This is a genomic window from Bradyrhizobium sp. CER78, assembly GCF_029846235.1.
Taxonomy (GTDB): Bacteria; Pseudomonadota; Alphaproteobacteria; order Rhizobiales; family Xanthobacteraceae; genus Bradyrhizobium.
In genome coordinates this window covers 466,736-490,085 of record NZ_JARVWP010000006.1, presented here as the reverse complement: position 1 = coordinate 490,085, position 23,350 = coordinate 466,736, and the positions used below count along the sequence as shown (strand labels likewise).

Annotated in this window: 22 protein-coding genes; 19 read left to right on the top strand and 3 right to left on the bottom strand. The window is 65.5% G+C overall.

Translation table 11 applies throughout. From position 1 onward, the window contains the following. The first annotated feature begins 230 nt into the window (after positions 1 to 230). Both QDT69_RS16430 and QDT69_RS16425 read left to right on the top strand, forming a co-directional pair. The gene (locus tag QDT69_RS16430) at positions 231 to 1,424 is read left to right on the top strand and encodes a serine hydrolase (protein WP_279707513.1); all 1,194 of its coding nucleotides are present in this window, start codon (positions 231 to 233) and stop codon (positions 1,422 to 1,424) included. Between the two features lie 321 nt (positions 1,425 to 1,745). Beyond that, entirely contained in the window at positions 1,746 to 3,446 is a 1,701-nt protein-coding gene (locus QDT69_RS16425) for an AMP-binding protein (protein ID WP_279707512.1), read from the top strand. A gap of 51 nt (positions 3,447 to 3,497) precedes the next feature. Here the strand turns inward: QDT69_RS16425 and QDT69_RS16420 are convergent, their stop codons facing one another. Next, positions 3,498 to 4,499 (bottom strand): adenosine kinase, encoded by a 1,002-nt coding sequence (locus tag QDT69_RS16420; RefSeq protein WP_279707511.1) that lies wholly within the window; start codon positions 4,497 to 4,499, stop codon positions 3,498 to 3,500. A 269-nt stretch (positions 4,500 to 4,768) separates the two neighbouring features. Here QDT69_RS16420 and murJ point away from each other — a divergent pair, with 269 nt between their 5' ends. The 16 genes from murJ to QDT69_RS16340 all read left to right on the top strand — a co-directional run bounded on the left by murJ (position 4,769) and on the right by QDT69_RS16340 (position 19,982). Then, complete coding sequence (gene murJ, locus QDT69_RS16415; protein WP_279707510.1) at positions 4,769 to 6,304, top strand: murein biosynthesis integral membrane protein MurJ; 1,536 nt, start codon at positions 4,769 to 4,771, stop codon at positions 6,302 to 6,304. A gap of 169 nt (positions 6,305 to 6,473) precedes the next feature. Beyond that, positions 6,474 to 7,526, top strand: coding sequence for a tryptophan--tRNA ligase (trpS, locus tag QDT69_RS16410; RefSeq protein ID WP_279707509.1), 1,053 nt, complete (start codon positions 6,474 to 6,476; stop codon positions 7,524 to 7,526). Positions 7,527 to 7,614: 88 nt separating this feature from the next. Beyond that, on the top strand, positions 7,615 to 8,109 hold the full coding sequence (locus tag QDT69_RS16405) for a universal stress protein (protein WP_279707508.1): 495 nt from the start codon (positions 7,615 to 7,617) through the stop codon (positions 8,107 to 8,109). 144 nt (positions 8,110 to 8,253) lie between these two features. Continuing rightward, positions 8,254 to 8,823 (top strand): NifU family protein, encoded by a 570-nt coding sequence (locus QDT69_RS16400; RefSeq protein WP_279707507.1) that lies wholly within the window; start codon positions 8,254 to 8,256, stop codon positions 8,821 to 8,823. Positions 8,824 to 8,981: 158 nt separating this feature from the next. Continuing rightward, entirely contained in the window at positions 8,982 to 9,677 is a 696-nt protein-coding gene (tsaB, locus tag QDT69_RS16395) for a tRNA (adenosine(37)-N6)-threonylcarbamoyltransferase complex dimerization subunit type 1 TsaB (RefSeq protein WP_279707506.1), read from the top strand. Continuing rightward, positions 9,674 to 10,159 (top strand): ribosomal protein S18-alanine N-acetyltransferase, encoded by a 486-nt coding sequence (gene rimI / locus QDT69_RS16390; protein ID WP_279707505.1) that lies wholly within the window; start codon positions 9,674 to 9,676, stop codon positions 10,157 to 10,159. The genes tsaB and rimI overlap by 4 nt, the downstream gene beginning before the upstream one ends. A gap of 68 nt (positions 10,160 to 10,227) precedes the next feature. Beyond that, positions 10,228 to 10,680 (top strand): Fur family transcriptional regulator, encoded by a 453-nt coding sequence (locus QDT69_RS16385; protein ID WP_279707504.1) that lies wholly within the window; start codon positions 10,228 to 10,230, stop codon positions 10,678 to 10,680. Positions 10,681 to 10,704: 24 nt separating this feature from the next. Then, positions 10,705 to 11,385: an HAD family hydrolase gene (locus tag QDT69_RS16380; protein ID WP_279707503.1), complete on the top strand. Its 681-nt coding sequence runs from the start codon at positions 10,705 to 10,707 to the stop codon at positions 11,383 to 11,385. A gap of 216 nt (positions 11,386 to 11,601) precedes the next feature. Beyond that, a complete protein-coding gene (gene miaB / locus QDT69_RS16375; protein ID WP_279707502.1) occupies positions 11,602 to 12,990 on the top strand; it encodes a tRNA (N6-isopentenyl adenosine(37)-C2)-methylthiotransferase MiaB in 1,389 nt (462 codons plus the stop codon). 65 nt (positions 12,991 to 13,055) lie between these two features. Beyond that, positions 13,056 to 14,051, top strand: a complete 996-nt coding sequence (locus QDT69_RS16370) for a PhoH family protein (protein WP_279707501.1) — start codon at positions 13,056 to 13,058, stop codon at positions 14,049 to 14,051. A 68-nt stretch (positions 14,052 to 14,119) separates the two neighbouring features. After that, positions 14,120 to 14,614: an rRNA maturation RNase YbeY gene (ybeY, locus tag QDT69_RS16365; protein ID WP_279707500.1), complete on the top strand. Its 495-nt coding sequence runs from the start codon at positions 14,120 to 14,122 to the stop codon at positions 14,612 to 14,614. A gap of 1 nt (position 14,615) precedes the next feature. Continuing rightward, entirely contained in the window at positions 14,616 to 15,725 is a 1,110-nt protein-coding gene (locus QDT69_RS16360) for a hemolysin family protein (RefSeq protein WP_279707499.1), read from the top strand. After that, complete coding sequence (lnt, locus tag QDT69_RS16355) at positions 15,722 to 17,335, top strand: apolipoprotein N-acyltransferase (protein ID WP_279707498.1); 1,614 nt, start codon at positions 15,722 to 15,724, stop codon at positions 17,333 to 17,335. The genes QDT69_RS16360 and lnt overlap by 4 nt, the downstream gene beginning before the upstream one ends. 262 nt (positions 17,336 to 17,597) lie before the next feature. Further along, positions 17,598 to 18,014, top strand: a complete 417-nt coding sequence (locus tag QDT69_RS16350; protein ID WP_050406199.1) for a helix-turn-helix transcriptional regulator — start codon at positions 17,598 to 17,600, stop codon at positions 18,012 to 18,014. A 73-nt stretch (positions 18,015 to 18,087) separates the two neighbouring features. After that, a complete protein-coding gene (locus QDT69_RS16345; protein ID WP_279707497.1) occupies positions 18,088 to 19,245 on the top strand; it encodes a M20 family metallopeptidase in 1,158 nt (385 codons plus the stop codon). Next, positions 19,242 to 19,982, top strand: a complete 741-nt coding sequence (locus QDT69_RS16340; RefSeq protein WP_279707496.1) for a tRNA (guanine(46)-N(7))-methyltransferase TrmB — start codon at positions 19,242 to 19,244, stop codon at positions 19,980 to 19,982. The genes QDT69_RS16345 and QDT69_RS16340 overlap by 4 nt, the downstream gene beginning before the upstream one ends. A 117-nt stretch (positions 19,983 to 20,099) precedes the next feature. On the opposite strand, the gene QDT69_RS16335 is transcribed toward QDT69_RS16340, so the two are convergent. Both QDT69_RS16335 and QDT69_RS16330 read right to left on the bottom strand, forming a co-directional pair. After that, complete coding sequence (locus tag QDT69_RS16335; protein ID WP_279707495.1) at positions 20,100 to 20,945, bottom strand: phytanoyl-CoA dioxygenase family protein; 846 nt, start codon at positions 20,943 to 20,945, stop codon at positions 20,100 to 20,102. A gap of 216 nt (positions 20,946 to 21,161) precedes the next feature. Next, entirely contained in the window at positions 21,162 to 22,232 is a 1,071-nt protein-coding gene (locus QDT69_RS16330; protein ID WP_279707494.1) for a DUF2336 domain-containing protein, read from the bottom strand. 341 nt (positions 22,233 to 22,573) lie between these two features. Here QDT69_RS16330 and rimP point away from each other — a divergent pair, with 341 nt between their 5' ends. Further along, entirely contained in the window at positions 22,574 to 23,350 is a 777-nt protein-coding gene (rimP, locus tag QDT69_RS16325; RefSeq protein ID WP_279707493.1) for a ribosome maturation factor RimP, read from the top strand.

Below are 23,350 nucleotides of genomic sequence, written 5' to 3'. Positions count from 1 at the left end.
CAATCTACCGATCACGTTACCGTGGCCGCCTTAAGGGGTCATCCGGACTTGTGCGGAGTCCACCGCAAAATCTGCGCGCGTGGTGAACACCCTCTGAGCCAGGTCGTTCCTGAGCTGCCCGCCTTCACGACATCGCGACACCATCGCATCGCGCGCCCGCCTTGCGGGACCCGACAAGCGGGAGGATGATCCGCCCACTTCAAAACAATAAACCCACCGGAGGAAGCCCAATGCAGAGCAAGGCTCAGATCGATCAGGTTTTGCGTCAGAAGAGCGAGGCAAAGGAGATTCCCGGCGTGGTCGCAGTCGCGGCCACCGGCAAGGACGTGATCTACGAGGGCGCGTTCGGCAAGCGCGACCTCTCCAAGAGCGATCCGATGACCGCGGACAGCGTGTTCTGGATCGCCTCGATGACCAAGGCGGTGACCTCTGCGGGCGCGATGCAGCTCGTCGAGCAGGGCAAGCTCTCGCTCGATGAGCCGATCGGCAAGCTGCTGCCCGACCTCGCCGCGCCGCAGGTGCTGGAAGGCTTCGATGCCAAAGGCGAACCGAAACTGCGCCCGGCCAAGACCCCGATCACGCTGCGCAAGCTCATGACCCATACCGCCGGCTTCTGCTACGACCTGTGGAACGCCGACATGGGGAAATACATGGAGAAGACCGGCACGCCCGGGATCATCTCCTGCCTGAATGCGGCGCTGAAGACCCCGCTCGCGAACGAGCCCGGCACACGCTGGGAATACGGCATCAATATCGACTTCGTCGGCAAGGCCGTGGAAGCTGCATCGGGCAAGAAGCTCGATGCGTATCTGCGTGACAACATGTTCGCGCCGCTCGGCATGAGCGACACCGGCTTCAAGATCTCCGACGACATGCGCAAGCGGCTGGTCGGCATGCATGCCCGCGGCGAGGACGGCACGCTCGCCGCGATGCCGTTCGAGCTCGAGCAGAACCCTGAATTCCACATGGGTGGCGGCGGCCTGTATTCGACCGCGGCCGACTACATCAAGTTCTGCCAGATGATCCTCAACAAAGGCAAGGGCAACGGCAACCAGCTGCTGAAGGCCGAGACCGTCGCCGCCATGGCGCAGAACCAGATGGGCGATCTCACTGTCGGCAAGATGACGACCGCGGCGCCGCCGTACACCAACGATGTCGATCTCTATCCCGATATGATCAAGAAATGGGGGCTGAGCTTCCTCATCAACACCGCCAAGACGCCGGAAGGCCGCAGCCCCGGAAGCCTCGCCTGGGCGGGCCTTGCCAACACCTATTACTGGATCGATCCGTCGCGCGACGTCTGCGGCGTGATCCTGACCCAGCTGCTGCCGTTCGCCGACAAGCATAGCCTCGAGGCCTTCGCGGGCTTCGAGAAGGGCGTCTATGCCGGGCTCGATGCCGGCAGTGGGCAAAGGGCGGCGTAAGCGGCCACGAAGGCACTGCACTCCCTCGCCCCGTTCTTACGGGGAGAGGGTTGGGGTGAGGGGCTGCTTCCACGCAAACGGTCACAATCGGACTCGCGGAGACTCCCCCTCACCCGGATCGCATCTTCGATGCGATCCGACCTCTCCCCGCACGGGGGGCGAAGTGAGGCGGAGACCGTTGTTCCATTTCGGCCTTTAATCCCTCCCCGCGCGGGGAGGGATTTTTCATACCCGCCATAGGTCGGGCCTGTCCTGCCAGTGCCAAACGACTAAGATCGCGCAAAAAAGTGCGACACGAACACGACCACGAGGAGGACGAGCTTGGAACCCACACCCAAGGCAGACAGCTATGTCTGCGGCATTTCCGATACGCCGCTGCTCGGCGAAACCATCGGCCGCAGCCTCGACCGCGCACGCGCGCGCTGGGGCGACCGCGAGGCGCTGGTCTCGCCCAGCCACAATGTGCGCTGGACCTGGAACGAATTCGCCGACCGTGTCGAGGCGCTGGCCGCGGGCTTCCTTGCGCTCGGCCTGCAACGCGGCGAGCGGATCGGGATCTGGTCGCTGAACCGGCCGGAATGGACGCTGACGCAATTCGCCGCCGCGAAAGCCGGGCTGATCCTCGTCACCATCAATCCGGCCTATCGGCTCAGCGAGCTCGAATTCGCGCTCGGCAAGGTCGGCTGCGCCGCCATCGTGACGGCGACCGCGTTCAAGACCTCGGCCTATATGGAGATGATCAACACGCTGCTGCCCGAGCTAGCGAGCTCGGAGCCCGGCCAATTGCGATCGGCGCGGCTACCGCAATTGCGCGCCGTGATCCAGATCGGCGGACCGGCGGCGCCGGGCACGATTCCGTTCGAACAGGTATCGCAGATGGGCGGCGAGCGCCATCGCGAGCAGCTTGCCGCGCTCGGCGCGAGCCTGCAATTCGACGATCCCGTCAATATTCAATTCACCAGCGGCACCACCGGCTCGCCCAAGGGCGTGACGCTGACCCATCACAACATCCTCAACAACGGCTACTTCACCGGCCGCGCCATGCGCCTGACCGAGCAGGACCGCATCTGCATTCCGGTGCCGCTCTATCATTGCTTCGGCATGGTGATGGGCAACCTCGCTTCCGTCACGCTCGGCACCACGATGGTCTATCCCGGCGAGGGTTTCGATCCGCTGGCGACGCTGACGACGATCGCGCAGGAGAAATGCACGACGCTGTACGGCGTGCCCACGATGTTCATCGCCGAGCTCGATCATCCGGAATTTTCGCGCTTCGACCTGTCGTCGCTGCGCACCGGCATCATGGCCGGCGCGCCCTGCCCGATCGAGGTGATGAAGCGCGTCAACACCGAGATGAACATGCGCGAGGTGACGATCGCCTACGGCATGACCGAGACCAGCCCGGTGAGCTTCCAGAGCGCGACCGACGATCCGCTGGAGCGCCGCGTCTCCACCGTCGGCCGCATCCATCCGCATGTCGAGGTCAAGGTGGTCGATCTCGACGGCAAGGTGGTGCCGCGCGGCGAACGCGGCGAGCTCTGCACCCGCGGCTACAGCATCATGCTGGGCTATTGGGACGAGAAGGAGAAGACCGCAGACGTGCTCGATACCAATGGCTGGATGCACACCGGCGACCTCGCCGTGATCGACGACGAGGGCTATTGCAACATCGTCGGGCGCATCAAGGACATGGTGATCCGCGGCGGCGAGAACCTTTATCCGCGCGAGATCGAGGAATTCCTCTACCGCCATCCGAAGATTCAGGACGTGCAGATCTTCGGCGTCGCAGACAGCCGCTATGGCGAGGAACTGTGCGCCTGGGTTCGCGTGCGGTCAGGCGAAACGCTCACGGCAGACGAGGTCCGCGCCTTCTGCCAGGGCCAGATCGCCCACAACAAGATCCCGCGCTATGTCGAGTTCGTCGAGGAATTCCCGATGACGGTGACCGGCAAGATCCAGAAATTCGTGATGCGCGACGCCGTGGAGAAGCGGCTCGGGCTGAAGGCGGCGAAGACGGCGTGAGGTTCTTCTCCCTCTCCCGCTTGCGGGGGAGGTGAAGAAAGTGAGCTGCGGCTAAACCAGCAGTCCCTGCTGCTTGGCCAGATCCTTCAGCGACACCAGCGGGCGGGCGCCGATGTGCTGGATCACCTCGGCGGCGGCGAGCGCGCCGAGGCGGCCGGCATTCTCATGGCCGACATTGCGGACAAGGCCGACCAGGAAGCCGGCCGCGAACAGATCGCCGGCGCCTGTCGTGTCGACGAGCTTGTCGATCGGAGAGGCCGGCGCCGATACGACGCCATCACCTGATATCACGACGCAGCCCTTCTCGCTGCGGGTGACGACGCCGAGCTTGGTATCCTTGCCGAATTGCTTCAGCGCGGTGTCGAAGTCGGAGGTCTGGTACAGCGAGTGCAGCTCGGACTCGTTTGAAAACACCAGGTCGACGATGCCCTTGCGCATCAGGTCAAGGAATTCGTCGCGGTAGCGGTCGACGCAGAACGAATCCGACAGCGTCAGCGCGACCTGGCGGCCCGCGCCATGCGCGATTTCAGCCGCCTTCACGAAGGCGTCCTTGGCGTTCTTCGGATCCCAGAGATAGCCCTCGAGATAGATGATGCCGGCGGCCGCGATCTGGACCGGATCGATATCGTCGGGCGTCAGGTCCTGCGCGGCACCGAGATAGGTGTTCATGGTGCGCTCGCCGTCCGGCGTCACCAGGATGTAGGAGCAGCCGGTGGCCGGCCCAGCCTTGGCCGGCGTGGTGTCGAAGGTGACGCCGGCGGCGCGGATGTCGTGGACGTAGAGCTTGCCGATCTGGTCGTCCTTGACCTTGCCGACATAGGCGGCGCGGGCGCCGAGATTGCCGACGCCGACGATGGTGTTGGCGGCCGAGCCGCCCGACATCTCGGTCGCCACGCCCATGTCGCTGTAGATCGCGGTAGCGCGCGCCTCGTCGATCAGCTGCATCGAGCCCTTGGTCATGCCGTGGCGGGCGAGGAATGCCTCATCCGTTTGCACCAGCACGTCAAAGATCGCATTGCCGATCCCGAGAACGTCATATTTTGCGTCAGCCATAGACCTGCCCTGTGTTAACGCCACCCAACAAGAGCCGCGACCTATCACGTTACGCCTTGGGGCAGCAAGGGAAGCGGGCTGCCAGTTCCGTCATCCCGACGCCTGTTAGTCCGTCACCCTGAGGAGCGGCGTCAGCCGCGTCTCGAAGGATGCACGGCCCCGCTGGTGGCCGTCGACCCTTCGAGACGCGCGCAAGGGCGCGCTCCTCAGGGTGACGGGTTTGGCGGAGTGCCGCTGGCAGCAGGGCGCGCGGCTGCTATAGAGACACCATGTTCCGCTCCTTCCTCACGGTCTCCACGGGAACGCTGGCCTCGCGACTGCTCGGTTTCGTGCGCGATTCCGTGATCGCGGCGCTGCTTGGCGCGGGGCCGGTGGCGGACGCGTTCCTTGCGGCATTTCAGCTTGTGAATGTTGTGCGACGGCTGCTGGCCGAAGGCGGGCTGAATGCCGCCTTGGTGCCGGCGTGGCTGAAGACGCGCGACGCGGAGGGCACGGCCGCGGCAACCGCGTTTGCCGGCCGCGTGCTCGGCACCATCAGCGCCGCAGTCATCGCAGCCGCGCTCGTGATCGGTGCGCTGATGCCGCTGGTGATCGCCGCGATCGCGCCCGGTTTCGTCGGCCGAGACACCCTGCAACTCGCCGTCGACAATGCAAGGCTGATGCTGCCCTATCTCGCCTTCGCCGGTCCGGTCACCGTGATGATGGCGCTGCTCAACGCTCGGGGGCGCTTCGCGCTGACCGCGTTCTCGCCGCTACTGTTCAACATCGCGCTGATAGCAGTGATGGCCGTGTTGCTGGCGCGGCAGCAGGAGCCGGTGCAGGCCGCGCTGGTCATGGCGGCGACGATCGGCGTCGCCGGCTTCCTGCAACTGTCGATGCTGGCGCTGCGCGGGGCAAAGCTCGCTTCGCCGCTCCGCATCGCCTTCGATCCCGAGATGCGCGGCTTTCTCGGCCGCGCGGTCCCCGGCATGGTCGCGAGCAGCGCGCCGCAATGGCTCATGGTCGCGGGCGCGGTGATCGCGTCGACCTCGCCATCGGCGGTGTCCTGGCTTTATTTCGCCAACCGATTGCTCGAATTGCCGCTCGGCATTGTCGGCGTCGCGATGGGCATCGTGCTGATCCCCGAGATGACGCGCGCGGTGCGCAGCGGCGAGCCTGCGGCCATCGCGCATGCCGAATCGCGCGCCCTCGAACTCGCGGCCGGGCTGGCGCTGCCGGCGACGCTCGGCCTGATGGTGCTGAGCGAGCCGATCGTGCGGATGCTGTTCGAGCATGGCGCGTTCACGGCGGAGGATGGCGCGGCCACCGCGCAGGCCCTGATCTGGCTGACGCTGGCCTTGCCGGCGCATGTGCTGGTGAAGGCGCTGTCGCCGGCGTTCTTTGCCCGCGAGGACACGATGACGCCGCTGTTGGCGACGTTGAAGGCCATCGCGGTGGCGATCGCGGCAGCCTTCCTGCTCGGCCATATCTTCGGCGCCAGCGGGATTGCCGCAGGCATTGCGCTCGGCGCCTGGAGCAATGCGCTGGCGCTGATCGGCAAGGGAGCGGCGACGTTCGGCTTTTCGATCGATGCCGAGGCGCGCCGCCGGCTGCCGCGCATCCTGGCCGCGGCGCTCGCGATGGGCGCCCTGTTATGGCTCGCAGAGGGCGCACTGCCGGCGGGTGGCCACGGTTTGGTGCAGGCAGCCGCCCTGCTCGTGCTGATCGCGGCCGGTATCGCCGGTTACGGGCTGTTCTTGCAGCTTTTCGGCGTCACCGGCTGGCGCGATGCGGTTAACGCCATCAGGCAAAGGCGCCCCGCCTGACTTGCGCGCGCGGGGCTTAAGTGGCAAACGACGCCGCTGGAGCTCGTTCCGCTCCGATGGATCGGAACGGACTCCAGACTCTTAAGTTCGACGCGTTTTCTTCACGCGAACCGGTGCCCACTTCGCTCGAAAACGCTTCTAGCAGCGGCTATTTCCGGGAAATAACATCATGGCGTTCGTTGAACGGGTTTTCTCAGGCGTCCAGCCGACGGGCAATCTGCACCTCGGCAACTACCTCGGCGCCATCGTCAACTTCGTGAAGATGCAGCAGACCCATAACTGCATCTATTGCGTCGTCGACATGCACGCGATCACCCAAGGCGTCGAGGTCTGGGGCGGCCCGGCCGAGCTCGCGCGCAACACCCGCGAGGTCACCGCGGCCTTCATCGCCGCGGGCATCGATGCCAAGAAGCATATAGTGTTCAACCAGAGCCAGATTGCCGGCCACGCCGAGCTGACCTGGATCTTCAACTGCGTCGCGCGGATCGGCTGGCTGAACCGCATGACGCAGTTCAAGGAGAAGGCCGGCAAGGACCGCGAGAACGCCTCCATCGGCCTCTACGACTATCCGGTGCTGATGGCTGCCGACATCCTGCTGTACCGCGCGACCCATGTGCCTGTGGGCGAGGACCAGAAGCAGCATCTGGAGCTGTCCCGCGACATCGCGCAGAAGTTCAACAATGATTTCGGCGATTCGATCCGCGGTCATGGCTTTGCCGACGGCCTGTTCTTCCCGCAGCCCGAGCCGTTGATCACGGGCCCCGCAACGCGGGTGATGAGCCTGCGCGACGGCACCAAGAAGATGTCGAAGTCGGATGCGTCGGACAATTCGCGCATCAATCTCACCGACGACGCCGACACCATCGCGCAGAAGATCCGCCGGGCGAAAACCGATCCCGAGCCGCTGCCGTCGGAGGAAAAGGGCCTGGAGACGCGTCCCGAAGCCGACAATCTGGTCGGCATCTACGCCGCGCTCGCCGGCATCTCCAAGCAGGAGGTGCTGACCCAGTTCGGCGGCGGCCAGTTCTCGACGTTCAAGAACGCGCTGGTCGAGGTTTGCGTCGCAAAACTGGCGCCGATCGCCTCCGAGATGAAGAAGCTGGTCGCCGACCCCGGCCACGTCGATTCGATCCTCGCCGACGGCGCCAACCGCGCCCGCGGCATCGCCGACGAGACCATGCGCATCACCAAGGACATCGTCGGCTTCATCCGCCCGCGCTGACACGCAAGCCGGCAACTGTGCACTCCCTCTCCCAAACGGCGAGGGAGTATGGCAGCATGGGTTGGTTTGGTTCAGCACCGGGACATGCATGACCACCCAGCGACGAAGCTACGAGACAGGTCACAAGCCGAAATGCCTCGTCATCGTTGACGACACGGCTGAATGGGACCGCGCGGTGTACTACGCCAGCCGATGGGCCATCCGGGTCGGCGGCGGCGTCGTGATGCTGCGGGTGATCGAGACCGAGGACCAGAACCAGCAATGGCTCGGGGTCGCCGACATCATGCGCGCCGAGGCCGAGGAGGCCGCCAATGAGGCGCTCGACCGCGCCGCCGGCCGCGCCAACGGGATCGCCGCGATCACCCCGGAGCGGGCGATTCGCGAGGGCGACCCGACCGAGCAGATCCTCGACGTGATCGACAAGGACGTCGATATCGCGATGCTGGTGCTGGCGGCCAATCCGGGCCCCGAGGGGCCCGGGCCGATCATCACCACCATGGCCAAGACCGTGGGCGCGTTCCCGATCCCGGTGACCATCGTGCCCGGCGGCCTGACCGACGCCGAGATCGACGCCCTGTCGTAGGCGCTATCGGCCCCGAAACCGCTCCAGGGGCATGGGTACGGGCCTGGAACCGCGGTTTTGCGGCTTGATCGCGGGCTTTTTAATTGCCATTTCATGGGGGAACCCAACGCGCCGGCCTTGAATCGGCGACGCCGGAGACAGCAAATGTTCATTCAGACCGAAGCTACGCCCAACCCCGCCACCCTGAAATTCATCCCGGGCCGCCTGGTGCTCGACAGCGGGACCATGGAATTCTCGTCGGCCGAATCCGCCGCACGCTCGCCGCTCGCCGAACGGCTGTTCGCCGTATCAGGCGTCACCGGCGTGTTCTACGGCGCCGACTTCATCACCGTAACCAAGGCGGACGGCGACTGGCAGCACCTCAAGCCCGCGATCCTCGGCGCGATCATGGAGCACTACATGTCCGGCGCGCCGCTGCTCGCCGACGGCACCACTGGTAGCGACGACATCAGCGACGAGGCGGACGAGTTCTTCGACGAGGCCGACGCCGAGACGGTCGAGCAGATCAAGGATCTGATCGAGACCCGGGTGCGTCCCGCGGTCGCCAATGACGGCGGCGACATCACCTTCCGCGGCTTCAAGGACGGCATCGTCTATCTCAACATGAAGGGCTCCTGCGCCGGCTGCCCGTCATCGACCGCAACCTTGCAGCACGGCATCCAGAACCTGCTCCGGCATTTCGTGCCCGACGTGCAGGAAGTCCGGCCGATGTAATTTGCGCCGGGTGGGTCGCCAGGCGCAGCCCACCTCGATACGACACAGTTGATGGTGGGCACGGCACTGCGCGCTGTGCCCGCCCGAGAGGGGGGACGAACAGTGAGCCGGCGAATCGGAAATGGTTCGGACCTTCCGTTCGCCCTGACGTTTGCCCCATGATGATTCTCGCGATCGATACTGCGCTCGACGCCTGCTCTGCGGCAGTGCTCGACACCACCTCCGGCAACACCATCGCGATCGAATCGCAGACGATGCAGCGCGGTCATGCCGAGGCGCTGATGCCGCTGATCGCGCGGGTGATGAAAGAGAGCGGCATCGGCTTTGCCGGGCTTGACCGCATCGCCGTCACCACCGGCCCCGGCAGTTTCACCGGCCTGCGCGTCGGCCTCTCGGCGGCGCGCGGCATTGCGCTGGCCGCGTCGAAGCCGGTCGTCGGGCTGTCGACGCTCGCCGCTTACGCTGCGCCCGTGGTTGCCGAGAATGGCGAGAATCCGATCTTGTCGGCGATCGATGCGCGGCACGATCACGTCTATTTCCAGCTGGTCGGCGGCGACGGCGGCTTGATGCTCAAGCCGAAGGTGGCGCCGATCGCGGAAGCGCTCGAAGCCGCCCAATACGGCGCACTGCATCTGGTCGGCAACGCCGCAAATATCCTCGCCGAGCGCTGGCCCGCCGACGCAACGCCGCCGGTGAAGATCGACCGGCAACCCGCGCCCGACATCACCTGGGTCGCCTGGGTTGGCGCCGCCGTCGATCCCGAAACGGCGCCGCCGCGTCCGTTCTATCTGCGCGCCCCCGATGCGAAGCCGCCGAAGGATCGCCTCGTCATCAGCGCGCCGCCATCGACATGAGCGGCTGGCTGTCGCGATGGTGGGGCGGCGGCACGCCCGCGGTCGAGCCCGCATCCCTGCGTGATGCGGCGCGGCTCGCCCAACTGCACGGCGCGTCGTTTCATCGCGGCTGGGGCGAGGGCGAATTCGAAGCGATGCTGACCGAGCGCAACACGCTGGTGCATCGGCTGCGGCAGGGACGCAAGGTGATCGGTTTTGCGGTGTCGCGGATGGCGGCGGACGAAGCGGAAATCCTGTCGATTGCGATCGATTCCGATCAGCGCGGGCGCGGCCTGTCGCGCGACCTGCTGCTGACCCATCTCGGCCATCTTGCCGGCCGCGGCATCCGCACCATCTTCCTCGAGGTCGAAGAGAACAATGCGCCGGCGCGTCGGCTCTATGAAAGGGCCGGATTCGGCGTGATCGGCCGCCGCGAACGCTATTACAAGCAGCCCGGCGGGGAACATTTGAACGCGCTTCTGATGCGGCGCGACTTGTCGTAACATCGGCGCGATGGCAGAACAGCGCCCGGCTCTGCCACCCAAGGTTTGAAGAATACGGCCTGAACCCCATGACCACGGTGAAAATCCCGCCAGCGCAAAAGAATACCGGCATCGAGGCGCGCTGCGCCGCGACCGGCATGCGCATGACCGAACAGCGCCGCGTGATCGCACGGGTGCTGGCGGAGGCCATGGACCATCCCGACGTCGAGGAACTCTACCGCCGCTGCGTGGCGGTCGACGACAAGATCTCGATCTCGACGGTCTATCGTACCGTCAAGCTGTTCGAGGATGCAGGGATCATCGAGCGTCACGACTTCCGCGAAGGCCGCGCGCGCTACGAGCAGATGCCCGAGAGCCATCACGACCATCTGATCAATCTGCGCGACGGTAAGGTGATCGAGTTCACCTCCGAGGAGATCGAGAAGCTGCAGGCCGAGATCGCGCGCAAGCTCGGCTACAAGCTGGTCGATCACCGGCTCGAACTCTATTGCGTGCCGCTCGACGACGACAGCAAGCCGTAGGCGCGCGTCACGCATCGCCAGACCATGAACTTCGATCTCGTCATCTTCGATTGCGACGGCGTGCTGGTCGACAGCGAGGTGATCTCGTGTCGCGCGCATGCCGACACGCTGACGCGGCACGGCTTTCCGATCACGCCGGACGGGGTGTTGAAGCGTTTCCTCGGCGTGTCCGACCGCGAGGCCCGGCGGATCGTCGAAAGCGAGATCGGCCGCGCGTTGCCCGATAGCTTCGAGGCCGAGGTCAAGCACGCGACGCTGAGCTTCTATGCCGACGACCTCAGCGCCATCGCGCATGTCGGCGACGCCATCGCCGCGCTCGACTTGCCGAAATGCGTGGCGTCGAGCGGCACGCCGGAAAAGATCCATCACGGCCTGACCTGTGCCGGGCTCTACGACCAGCTCGCGCCGCATATCTTCTCCGCCACCCAGGTCCAGCGCGGCAAGCCGGCGCCCGATCTGTTTCTGTTCGCGGCTACAGAGATGGGTGCACGGCCGGAACGCTGCGTCGTGATCGAGGACAGCGTGGCCGGCGTCACCGGCGGGTGCGCCGCCGGGATGACCGTGCTCGGTTTTTATGGCGGCAGCCATTGCACGGCGGAACATGAGGACATGCTGCGCCGGGCCGGCGCGGCCGTAACCTTCGCCGATATGCGCCAATTGCCGGATTTGATCGCCCGGGTTGGCGCCAAAACCCCGATTGCGTGAGCGCTAACCACCGTCATTCCGGGGCAATGCGCCAGCATTGAACCCGGAATCTCGAGATTCCCCGGTGCGCAAGGGCGCACCTGAGGTCTGGTCCTACGGACCATCCCGGAATGACGGGGTGGGGACCGGGTTGCACCGCTGGATTTTCGCCGGTTTAGGCTATATTTCAGCCCCGGCGCCCGGATGGCGCCGTTTCCTTTTCGCAATCAGGGTTCCATGACGACGCCGCGCAAGCTGCACATCAAGTCCTATGGGTGCCAGATGAACGTCTACGATGCGCAGCGCATGGTGGACACGCTGGCCGGCGAGGGCTTTGTCGAGACCGCGAGCGCCGAAGACGCCGACCTCGTGATCCTCAACACCTGCCATATCCGCGAGAAGGCGTCGGAGAAGGTCTACTCCGAACTCGGGCGGCTTCGCGTCGCCAAGGATGAGGCTGCACGGGCGGGCCGCGAGATGAAGATCGCCGTCGCCGGCTGCGTCGCGCAGGCCGAAGGCGCCGAGATTATCAACCGTGCGCCGACCGTCGACATCGTGGTCGGGCCGCAGAGCTATCATCATCTGCCGGAGCTGTTGAAGCGCGCCAAGGAAAACGGCCGCGCGCTCGAGACCGAATTCCCGGTCGAGGACAAGTTCGGCTTCCTGCCGCAGCCGAAGCCCGATGCGATCCGCGCCCGCGGCATCTCCGCCTTTGTCACGGTGCAGGAAGGTTGCGACAAGTTCTGCACCTTCTGCGTGGTGCCCTATACGCGCGGCGCGGAAGTCTCGCGGCCGGTCGCCAGGATCATCGACGACGTGAAGCAGCTCGCCGACAATGGCGTGCGCGAATTCACGCTGATCGGACAGAACGTCAACGCCTATCATGGCGAAGGCCCCGACGGCCGCACCTGGTCGCTCGGCAGATTGCTGCAACGGCTCGCCGAGATTCCCGGCGTCACCCGACTGCGCTATTCGACCAGCCATCCGCGCGATGTGGATGATGATTTGATCGCCGCGCATCGCGATCTGCCCCAGCTGATGCCGTTCGTGCACCTGCCGGTGCAATCGGGGGCGGACCGGATCCTTGCCGCCATGAACCGCAAACATACCGCCGATGACTACCGGCGGGTCATCGACCGGTTCCGGGCGGCGCGGCAAGACATTGCTTTTTCATCAGATTTTATCGTGGGCTTCCCCGGCGAGACGAGGGAAGAATTTTCCGCCACCCTCGCGCTTGTCACGCAAATCGGGTACGCTGCGGCGTATTCATTCAAGTATTCGCCACGGCCAGGCACGCCGGCGGCGGAGATGCGGGAGACGGTGTCAGCAGCCGAGATGGACGAGCGCTTGGGGCGGCTTCAGGAATTGATCGACAGCCAGCAATCGGCCTTCAACGGTGCTGCGATCGGCACAACTGTCGATGTGCTGTTCGAGCGCGCCGCGCGCAATCCGGGCCAGATCGTCGGCCGCACCGCCTATCTGCAGCCCGCCCATGTGATGGCATCGCCTGACATCATCGGCCAGGTCCGCTCCGTGAGGATCGACAGCCTCGAGCGCTACAGCCTGATCGGCGAGCTTGCGACGCCCGCAGCGCCGCGCCTCATTTCGCAGACCATTGGAGCCTGAAATCCTTGCCCAAAAGCGCATCGGATTCGTCTTCGCTCGCTCCCAGCCGCAAACCTGACCGCGACATGCAAATGCCACCTGAAACTCAGGTCGTCATCGATTTCGACGACAACCGCGCCGCATCCGCGCTGGTCGGCCCCTACGGACAGAATCTGGCGCTGATCGAGCGGCGGCTCGGCGTGGTGGTCGATTCCCGCGGCAACCACGTCACCATCGCAGGCTCGCGCGACGGCTGCGACGCGGCCCGCCGTGTGCTGGAAACGCTCTATGCCCAGGCCGTCGCCGGCCACGATCTCGATCAGGGCGAAGTCGAAGGCGCGATCCGCGCAGTGCTCGCGCAGGGATCGCTGTTCGAGTTCGATAACAAGACGGCCAAGCCGACCTTTGAAACGATCAATCTGCGCAAGCGTCCGGTGCGCGCCCGCACCGCGGCGCAGGATTCCTACATCCGTGCGCTGAAGCGGCATGAGCTGGTGTTCGGCATCGGCCCGGCCGGCACCGGCAAGACCTGGCTCGCGGTTGCGCACGCGGCGCAACTGTTCGAACGCAAGGAGGTCGATCGCATCATCCTGACGCGGCCCGCGGTCGAGGCCGGCGAGCGGCTCGGCTTCCTGCCCGGCGACCTCAAGGAGAAGGTCGATCCGTATCTGCGCCCGATCTACGATGCGCTGTACGATCTGATGGACGCCCGCGTCGTCGAGCGCGCGCTGCAGGGCAACGAGATCGAGATCGCGCCGCTCGCCTTCATGCGCGGCCGCACCCTGACCAATGCCGCCATCATCCTCGACGAGGCGCAGAACACCACGACGATGCAGATGAAGATGTTCCTGACGCGTCTCGGCGAGAACAGCCGGATGATCGTCACCGGCGATCCGTCGCAGGTCGACCTGCCGCACGGCCAAGCTTCGGGGCTCACGGAAGCCGTGAAGCTGCTCGATGGTATCGAAGGCATCGCGCAGGTGCATTTCAAGGCCGAGGACGTCATCCGCCATGAATTGGTGGCGCGCATCGTGGCCGCCTATGAGGGATTGCCGCAAAAGCCGGCAAACGCCAGATCTTGAGATCAATAGCTTCGGCCGCGAGCCCGCGCGATGCGGGTTCCGGCCATAACGCAGATTTTGAAACGAACGTGTCCGCTTTTCCTGCTACCGAGGTTCTCGTCACCGCCGAATGCTGGCAGGCCGAGCCCGACGCCGACGCGGTGATCCATCGCGCCATCGAGGCTGCCGCCGCGATCGCCGATGCCGATGTCGCGGATGCCGAGCTTGCGGTGATGCTGACCGACGATGCCGGGATCCGCACCCTCAACGCCAATTGGCGCAGCATCGACAAGCCGACCAACGTGCTGTCGTTTCCGGCGCTGCAGCCGGAAGGCGGCGGACCCGACGATGCGCCGCGCATGCTCGGCGACATCGCGATCGCCTATGAGACGACGCGGCGGGAAGCCGATGAGGAACAGAAACCGTTCGACCATCATTTGAGCCACCTCGCGGTGCATGGCTTCCTGCATCTGATCGGTTACGACCACGAGAACGACGACGATGCCGAGGACATGGAGGCGCTCGAGCGCGAGATCCTGTCCTCGCTCGGCATTCCCGACCCCTATGCGGATCGGATCGCCTGACATGCCGGATTCCGAACCGACCCACGACAATCCGCGCAACGTGAGCAACCTGCCCGCGGTGGTGCACGACGGCGAGGTGCAGCGTCCGGCCGCCGAGGGCTGGCTGGTGCGCGCGATCCGCACGCTGTTCGGCTGGAAGGCCGGCTCGGTGCGCGACGATTTGCAGGTGGTGCTCGATGCCTCGACGCCCGACGATGTCGGCTTCTCGGCGATCGAACGCACCATGCTGCGCAACATCCTGTCGCTGAACGAGCGGCGGATCGCCGACGTCATGGTGCACCGCGCCGACATCGTCGCGGTCAAGCGAGACATCCCGCTCGGCGAACTGATGAGCCTGTTCGAGAGCGCGGCGCATTCGCGGCTCGTCGTCTACAACGAAACCCTCGACGATCCCGAGGGCATGGTGCACATCCGCGACCTGCTCGCCTTCATGACCGCGAAGGCGCGCGTCACCGATGCGACCAAGACCAAGCGCAAGAAGCCGTTCCCCGCCGGGCTCGATCTACGCAGCGTCGATCTCGCGCTGCCGCTGGCCGAGGCCCATATCATCCGCAAGCTGCTCTACATCCCGCCGTCGATGCGCGCGATCGACCTGCTGGCGCAGATGCAGGCCTCGCGCATCCATCTCGCGCTGGTGGTCGACGAATATGGCGGCACCGACGGGCTGGTGTCGATCGAGGACATTGTCGAGCAGATCGTCGGCGAGATCGACGACGAGCACGATTCCGACGAGCCGCCGTCCATCGTCCGCCAGCCGGACAATTCCTTTATCGCCGACGCGCGCGCCAGCCTCGACGATGTCCGTTCGGTGATCGGCGAAGACTTCGTGACCGGCGAGGCGGGCGAGGAGGTCGAGACGCTGGGCGGCTATCTGGTCTCGTTCGTTGGCCGCTTGCCGGTGCGCGGCGAGGTGATTTCTGGTCCCGGCAATTACGAGGTCGAGGTGCTCGACGCCGATCCGCGGCGGGTCAAGCGCGTGCGGGTCACGACGCGCAAGGAACGACCGGCGCCGCGCAAGGAACGCGAGCGGCGCCGCGAGCAGGCACCGGACTCCGGAAACCCGCAGGCGAATGACAACATGCCGCCTGGCGAGGGAGCCGGTCCGCAGTGAGGCTGTCAGACAAACTCCGCTCGGTCGGGCTTGCGATCATTTTGACCTGGGGATGGAAGCGCGCGGTGCTCGCGCTCGCAGCCGGCGCACTGTCTTCGCTGGCGATGGCGCCGTTCAATGCTTGGCCGGTGCTGTTCCTGACCTTTTCGATCGCGGTGTGGCTGATCGACGGCGCCGCTGCCGGGCGCTGGCGCGGCGTACCCGCCGCAGCGCTGTCCGGCTTCTGGTTCGGCCTCGGCTATTTCGTGCCGGGACTGTACTGGATCGGCTACGCCTTCTTCGTCGATGCAGACACCTTCGCCTGGCTGACACCGTTTGCAGTGCTCGGCCTGCCCGCCTATCTCGCGCTGTTCACCGCGTTCGGCTTCGCGCTGGCAAGGCTGATATGGCCGCGCGACGCCTCGCGCGTGCTGGCGCTGGCGGTCAGCCTGACGATTTCGGAATGGCTGCGCGGCCATCTGCTGAGCGGCTTTCCGTGGAATGCGTTCGGCTACGCGCTGACCGAGCCGCTGGCGCTGGCACAAACCGCATCGCTGATCGGGCTGTGGGGCATGACGTTCCTGGCCGTCGCGATCTTCGCAAGCCCGGCGGTGCTGATCGACGGCGCCTCGCGCGGCCGCAAGCCGTGGCGCGCGCCGGTGGCGGCGGTGCTGGTTCTCGCCGCCATGCTGGCGTTCGGCGCGGTCCGCCTATCGCAGCAGCCGACCAGCATGGTCAACGGGGTCAAGCTGCGCATCATGCAGCCCGATCTGCAGCAGGATGCCAAGTTCAACTACTCCGCCAAGGCGGCGGTGATGCAGAAATATCTCACATTGTCGGATCGCGCCTCCGGGCCGCATTCGACCGGCGTGAGCGATGCCACCATCCTGATCTGGCCGGAATCCGCGTTTCCGTTCTTCCTGACCAAGGAAGCCGACGCGATGGCAGAGATCGCCGACCTCTTGCCGAAGGGAACCGTGCTGATCACAGGCTCGGTGCGCGCGCCCGATCTGCCGCCGAACGTCCGCGTCACACGCGCCTATAATTCCATCTACGTCATCGATCATGACGGCAGCGTGCTCGCGGTCTACGACAAGCTGCACCTTGTGCCATTCGGAGAATATCTGCCGTTCCAGGACTGGATGGAGAAGCTCGGCCTGGTGCAGCTCACCAAGGTGCAGGGCGGCTACATTCCCGGCACGATCCGCCGCACGCTCGACATTCCGAATGCGCCGCGCGCGCTGCCCTTGATCTGCTACGAGGCGATCTTTCCCGGCAATGTCGTGAGCCGCGACGATCGTCCCGGCTGGATCGTCAACGTCACCAATGACGGCTGGTTCGGAATCTCGACCGGCCCCTATCAGCATTTGCAGCAGGCCCGGCTGCGCTCGATCGAGGAAGGCCTGCCGCTGGTGCGCGCCGCGAATACGGGCATCTCGGCCGTCATCGACCCGCTCGGGCGAATCGTCGCGCAACTCGGGCTCGGCGCCGAAGGCGTGCTCGATGCCGGACTGCCGGCGGCGATCGCGCCGACGATCTATGCGCGCGCCGGGAACATCCCCGCGGCTGTGATTGTGTTGGTTGCCCTCGCAATCGTATTGCGGAGACGTTTTGTCAGGCGAAAAGCCTGATCCTGCATATCGCCGGTTGTCGCCGAACCCGAAAAAACGTCGAAATTTACCTCAGCGCGATTCCACCAGTTGACAGATCGACCGTGCACTTCGCATTGTACGGGTCCACGCGAAATCACAAGCCAAGTCAGCCCCTTTGCGCAAATTGTCCGCATTTCGTCCCGATCCTCCTTGCAGGATTTGACGGCACCGGCGCCTGAGGCATACTCCACGTCCAACTTGCCTCACCCCCCGGGCGCGCAATCCCTTAGGAGAGTTGGAGATGTCCACCAAAGCGCCCAATCCTGTTGACAAATATGTCGGCAGCCGCGTCCGAATGCGACGCATCATGCTTGGCATGAGCCAGGAAAAACTGGGCGAGGCGTTAGGCCTGACGTTCCAGCAGGTGCAGAAATACGAGAAGGGCACCAACCGTGTCGGCGCGAGCCGGCTGCAGCAGATCTCCGAGATCCTGCAGGTGCCGGTCTCGTTCCTGTTCGACGGCGGCCCGAGCGGCGTCAAGACCGCTGACGGCTTCAGCGAGGGCTCCTCGCCCGCCTATGTGTCCGATTTTCTGGCAACCGCCGAAGGCCTGGCCCTGACCCGCGCGTTCACGCGGATAGCGGATGCCAAGCTCCGCCGCAGCATCGTCGAACTGGTCGAGCAGATCGCGGCGCGTGAGGCGGCCGAACAGGCCTGATCCAGCCTTATCCGTTTGAGGGATCGTCAAATCTGGAATATGTCATTCCGGCGTACGTTAAGGCGTGCGCTGAATGACAACGCGATTCCTGAGCGACGACAACAGCATGTCCAGCAACCCGTTCGAAACCGCTGCGATCCTCGACGGCATTCGCCGCTGGGTCGAGATCGAATCTCCGACCGAGCGGCCGGACCAGGTCAACAAACTGGCTGATCTCGTCGCGGCTGAATATCGCGACCTGCCGGCCACCGTCGACCGCGTTGCGGGGCGCGACGGCTGCGGCGATCATTTGGTCACGCGCTCGTCCTGGGGGCAGGACGCGCCGGGCATCCTGGTGCTGAGCCATCTCGACACAGTTCATCCGATGGGATTCATCGAACGGTTACCATTCAAGATCGAAGGCGACAGCGCGTTCGGTCCGGGCATCTACGACATGAAGGGCGGCGCCTATCTCGCCTATCACGCGTTCCGGCAGATCTGCGCCGATGACGCGCGCCCGCCGCTCGGCATCACTCAGCTCTACGTCTCGGACGAGGAAATCGGCAGCCCGACCTCGCGCGCGCTGATCGAGGCCGAGGGACGCAAGGCCAAATACGTGCTGGTGACCGAGCCGGCGCGCGACGGCGGCAAGATCGTCACCGGGCGCAAGGGCGTGGGGCGGTTCGACGTGCACATCAAGGGCGCGCCCGCGCATGCCGGCACCCGCCCCGAAGACGGCCGCAGCGCGATCCGGGAACTCGGCAACGTGATCCAGACGCTGGAGGCGATGAACGATCTCAAGCGCGGCGTCACCGTCAATGTCGGCGTGGTCCGCGGCGGCACCAAGCCGAACGTGATCGCCGAAGAGGCCTATGCGGAAGTCGACATGCGCGTGCCGTCCATGGCCGACGCCGACGAGCTGGTGCCGAAGATCCTCGGCATCACCTCGCGCACCGAGGGCGTCAGTGTGAAGGTGACCGGAGAATTGAACCGCCCGCCCTATGAGAAGAGCAATGCCGGCGCCGCGCTCTACGAACACGCCAGGGAGCTTGCCACCGAACTCGGCTTCGAGCTGCTCGATGTGTTCACCGGCGGCGGCTCCGACGGCAACTTTACCGCACCGCATACTGCAACGCTCGACGGCCTCGGCGTCGACGGCAAGGGCGCGCACACCCATTACGAGCAGCTCTACATCTCCTCGATCGAGCCGCGCGCGCGCCTGCTCTACCGGCTCTATCAGACGCTGCGATGACACCGGCTCCGAACGACACCAGCGATCGCGATTCCCCGGAGGACGGCGCGATGGCCCATTCGCGCGGCTCGTTCTTCGGGCGGCGCAAGGGCCACAGGCTGCGTTCGCACCAGGCCGACCTGATCGACAATCTGCTGCCGCATCTTTCGATCGACATCGCGGTGCCCGCGCCCGAGTCGCTGACCGAATTGTTCGATGACGGCACCGAGAATGTCAGGCTCGAGATCGGCTTCGGCGGCGGCGAGCATCTGATCGCGGAAGCGCAGGCGTTTCCGAAGACGGGCTTCATCGGCTGCGAGCCCTACGTCAACGGGATGGCCAAGATCCTGACCCAGATCGAGGCGCAGAATATCGGCAACATCCGCCTGTTCGCCGGCGACGCCGCCGAGCTATTGGCCTGGGCGCCGGCGCGCTCGCTCACGCGCATTGACCTCATTCATCCCGATCCCTGGCCGAAGCGGCGGCACTGGAAGCGGCGCTTCGTGCAGGATGCAACGGTCGCGGCGATGACGCGGCTGCTTCCGCCCGGCAGCGAATTCCGCTTCGTCAGCGACATCGACGATTACTGCGCCTGGACGCTCGCGCATCTGATGCGCTCGCCCGATTTCGCCTGGCTCGCCGAGCGCGCGATCGACTGGCTCGAGCCGTGGCCGAACTACACGATGACGCGCTACGGCGCCAAGGCCGAGCGCGAAGGCCGCAAGGCGGCGTATCTGCGGTTTCGGCGCGTCGATTGATCCGTCGTTCCGGGGCGCGAGTGAAACGAGCGAACCTCAGGGGCGCAATTGCGCCCCGGGGAACCTCGAGATTCCGGGTTCGATGCTAACGCATCGCCCCGGAATGACAGATAGATACTATGCCTTCTCTTCCGCCATCCGCGCCTTCCTGACGTCGGTCGCCTCCCACACCATCCGCTTGCCGCGCTCGCGGCCGAGCAGTTCGATCGGATCGTGATTGTCGATGTGGCCGAACTGGCCCTTGTAGACGCTGTATCCGCACAATTCCTGCAAGCGGCGCGGAAAGCGCGCCGCGGTCTCGCGCGGGATGCCGAGCTGCAGGTTTTCCTGCTGCCGCATCCAACCCCAGCAATAGGCGCAGGAGAACGCAAAGCGCCTGGCGTCACTGGTGTTGGCGCCGCCGCCATGCCACAGCGCGCTGTCGAACAGCATCACGCTGCCCGCCGGCATGGTCGCGGTGACCGCGTCGTAATCCTTGCCGTATTCCGGCGACGAATCGAATTTGTGGCTCGCCGGGATGATCCGCGTTGCGCCATTGTCGTCGCGGAAATCGGACAGCGCCCAGATCGCATTGATCGTGATCGGGATGTGCGGCCGGGGCAGCGGGATCAATTGAGTGTCTTCGTGGATCGGCTGCGCCTCCTGGCCGGGGCCGAGCACCAGCGAGCAGAACGACGACAGCAGGCACTCCCGGTCCAGCACGCGCTCGACCACCGGCAGCACGCTGTCGTGCAGCGGCACCTCCCAGAACAGCTCGTCATAGGTCAGGAGATTGTTGATGCGCAGCGTCTTGAAGCCCTCGAACGATGTCCGGGCAAGGCCGAGATTGTGCTCGCGCTCGATCCGCTCGACCGCTGCCTTCAATCCCTCGACCAGGTCAGGCGAGGCGGCGCGCTCGATCACGGTGTATCCGTCATCGCGGATCCGCTCGGCGTGCGATTGGATGTCGGCGTCGGTCAGCATGGCGATCTCTCCGTTGGCGCTGTGTCGCGCCTTGCGGAAAGCATAGCGGAACGATTTTGGGTTTGGGAAGCACGCATTGTGATCCGTCATGCTGAGGAGGCCGCACAGCGGCCGTCTCGAAGCACGACGGCCCGGCTGCAACAGCGCGGCCATGCATCCTTCGAGACGCGCCTGCGGCGCTCCTCAGGATGACGGGTTCGAATATTGGCACTTGAACTACCGCGACTTCCAGAAATCCACGACGCGCTGCGCAGTCGATGGCATCAGGCGCACGAAGTTCACCCGCGCGCCTTCGATATCGGCCGGTGACGGCACGCGGTTCGGCCCGAGCCGCATCAGGATCAGGGCACGCACGGTCGGCCATTCGAAGCCGATCGTCTTGCTGGCGATCAGGATCGGATCGTAGCGATCGCCGGCGATCAGGCGATCGAGCGTGACTATCTTCACTGCGGTCATCGCGGCGAGCGCGGCGACGCATTCCTCGTATTTGAAGGCCTTTGCGAAGCCTGCCACCGCGGCCTCGTTCAACTCGCCGGCGCGATGCAGCGCCAGGATCGTGCGCTGGGCGGCGGCGAAATCGCGACCCTCGACCTGCGCGACGACGCCCTCGATCTCGTTCAGAGCCAGTTTGATCTCGGCCTGCCGTTCCGGCTTGGCGACGACTTGCAGGCGGCGACGGATCACGTCGATCGAGCCGGCCAGCAGGCTCTTCAGATGCGCGGGCGGGAGATCGTCACGGCGCCCGATCCCCAGCGTCAGCACGCCGTCCTGGCCGGCGCGCCGCACCAGCGTCGTAAAGGATGCGTCCGAGAATGCGGCGCCCGCATTGCCAGCCGCGCATCGGATCACGTCGCGATCGCCGCGGCGGACGATGACATCGGTCAGCGCGGTCGAAAGCTTGGAACGCTCGGCCATTGCCAGCAGATGGCCCTGGCCCTTGGCATTGGCGATCTCGACCAGCACCTTCTCGTCGATCACCGGAGAGTGGCGCAGCACCGGCCCCGCAATCGCGACCTCGTCCTCGCGGGCGAGTTGCCCGACCAGATGGCGCGGCGCGTTGGCGAGCGGCGCGAGCCGTTCGGCGAGATCGATCCGCGCCGCAAGCTCGGCATGCGGTACCAGGCTGGTCAGCACCCCGTCGAACAGGTCGATATGGTCGGGGCGAAAGCTCGCGGCACCCTGCAGGAACAATTCGCCGAGCCGCCGCGCGGCCTCGGCGCGGCGCTTGGGGTCGCCGCGGCGAACGATGTCGTCGAGTTCCGGGATCAGCGCGGGGGCTGTCGTCATGAGCCTTGTCCAACCGGCCGCTTCTGCCGATTTTCGGCAATCTATGGCCCCGTTCGTAAACGGAGGGTTAGGTCAAACCTGCACCCGGGGAGGGGCAAAATCGGCCTCCGCCGGGAAGGGAGGCCTTGCCGGACCTCTGCAAAAGGGCTATATCCACCGCAACTTATGGTATCTCATACGATCGCGTAGGAGAGTGGGCCCCCCGGGACCCGCTCTTTTTTATTACCTGACGGGACCCAGCGAGGCCGAGTCCAGTTTGGGTAGCGTTAGCGGCCCCTTAAGGCCACCCGAACAACACAACAGACCCAACCCTTAGACCTAGACAGCCTTTGACACTCGATATGACCGACCCGACCGCCACGTCCGTGGACACCGAACTGCTCGCCGAGCCCAGGCTCGTCGTCGAGCCCGGGGTCGCGGCGCGCGTCGCCGCGGTCGCGGTGCCGGTGCTGCAGGGCATGGGATATCGCCTGGTGCGCATCAAGGTCTCGGGCGATGCCGGCTGCACTGTGCAGATCATGGCGGAGCGGCCGGACGGCTCAATGCAGCTCGAGGATTGCGAGGCGATCTCGCGCGCGCTGTCGCCGGTGCTCGATGTCGCCGACCCGATCGAGCGCGCCTACCGGCTGGAAATCTCCTCGCCCGGCATCGACCGCCCGCTGGTGCGCCGCTCCGATTTCGAGCGCTACACCGGCCATCTGGTGAAGATCGAGATGGCGGTGCCGCATCAGGGCCGCAAGCGGTTCCGCGGCCTGCTCGCCGGCGTCGAAGGCAATGCGGTGCGCGTCAAACGCGACGATCCGCGCCCGACCGAGGACGCTGAAGTCCTGCTGGTGATGGAAGACATCTCGGATGCGCGGCTGGTGCTGACCGACGAGCTGATCGAGGAATCGATGCGCCGCGGCAAGGCCGCCGAGCGCGAGCTGCGCCGCGAGCTCGGCCTTGCGCCGCCGCAGCCGGCCCACGCCAAGAAGAGCGATCCGGCGAAGAGCCAGAAACCGAAGCCCAAGCCTGGTCACACGACCGGCAAGAAGCCGGCTCCGACCAACACGAAAAAGCACCGCCTGGCCGCCGAGCGCGCGCGCCGTGGCGAGATCGATCCATTCGAAGGAGACTAA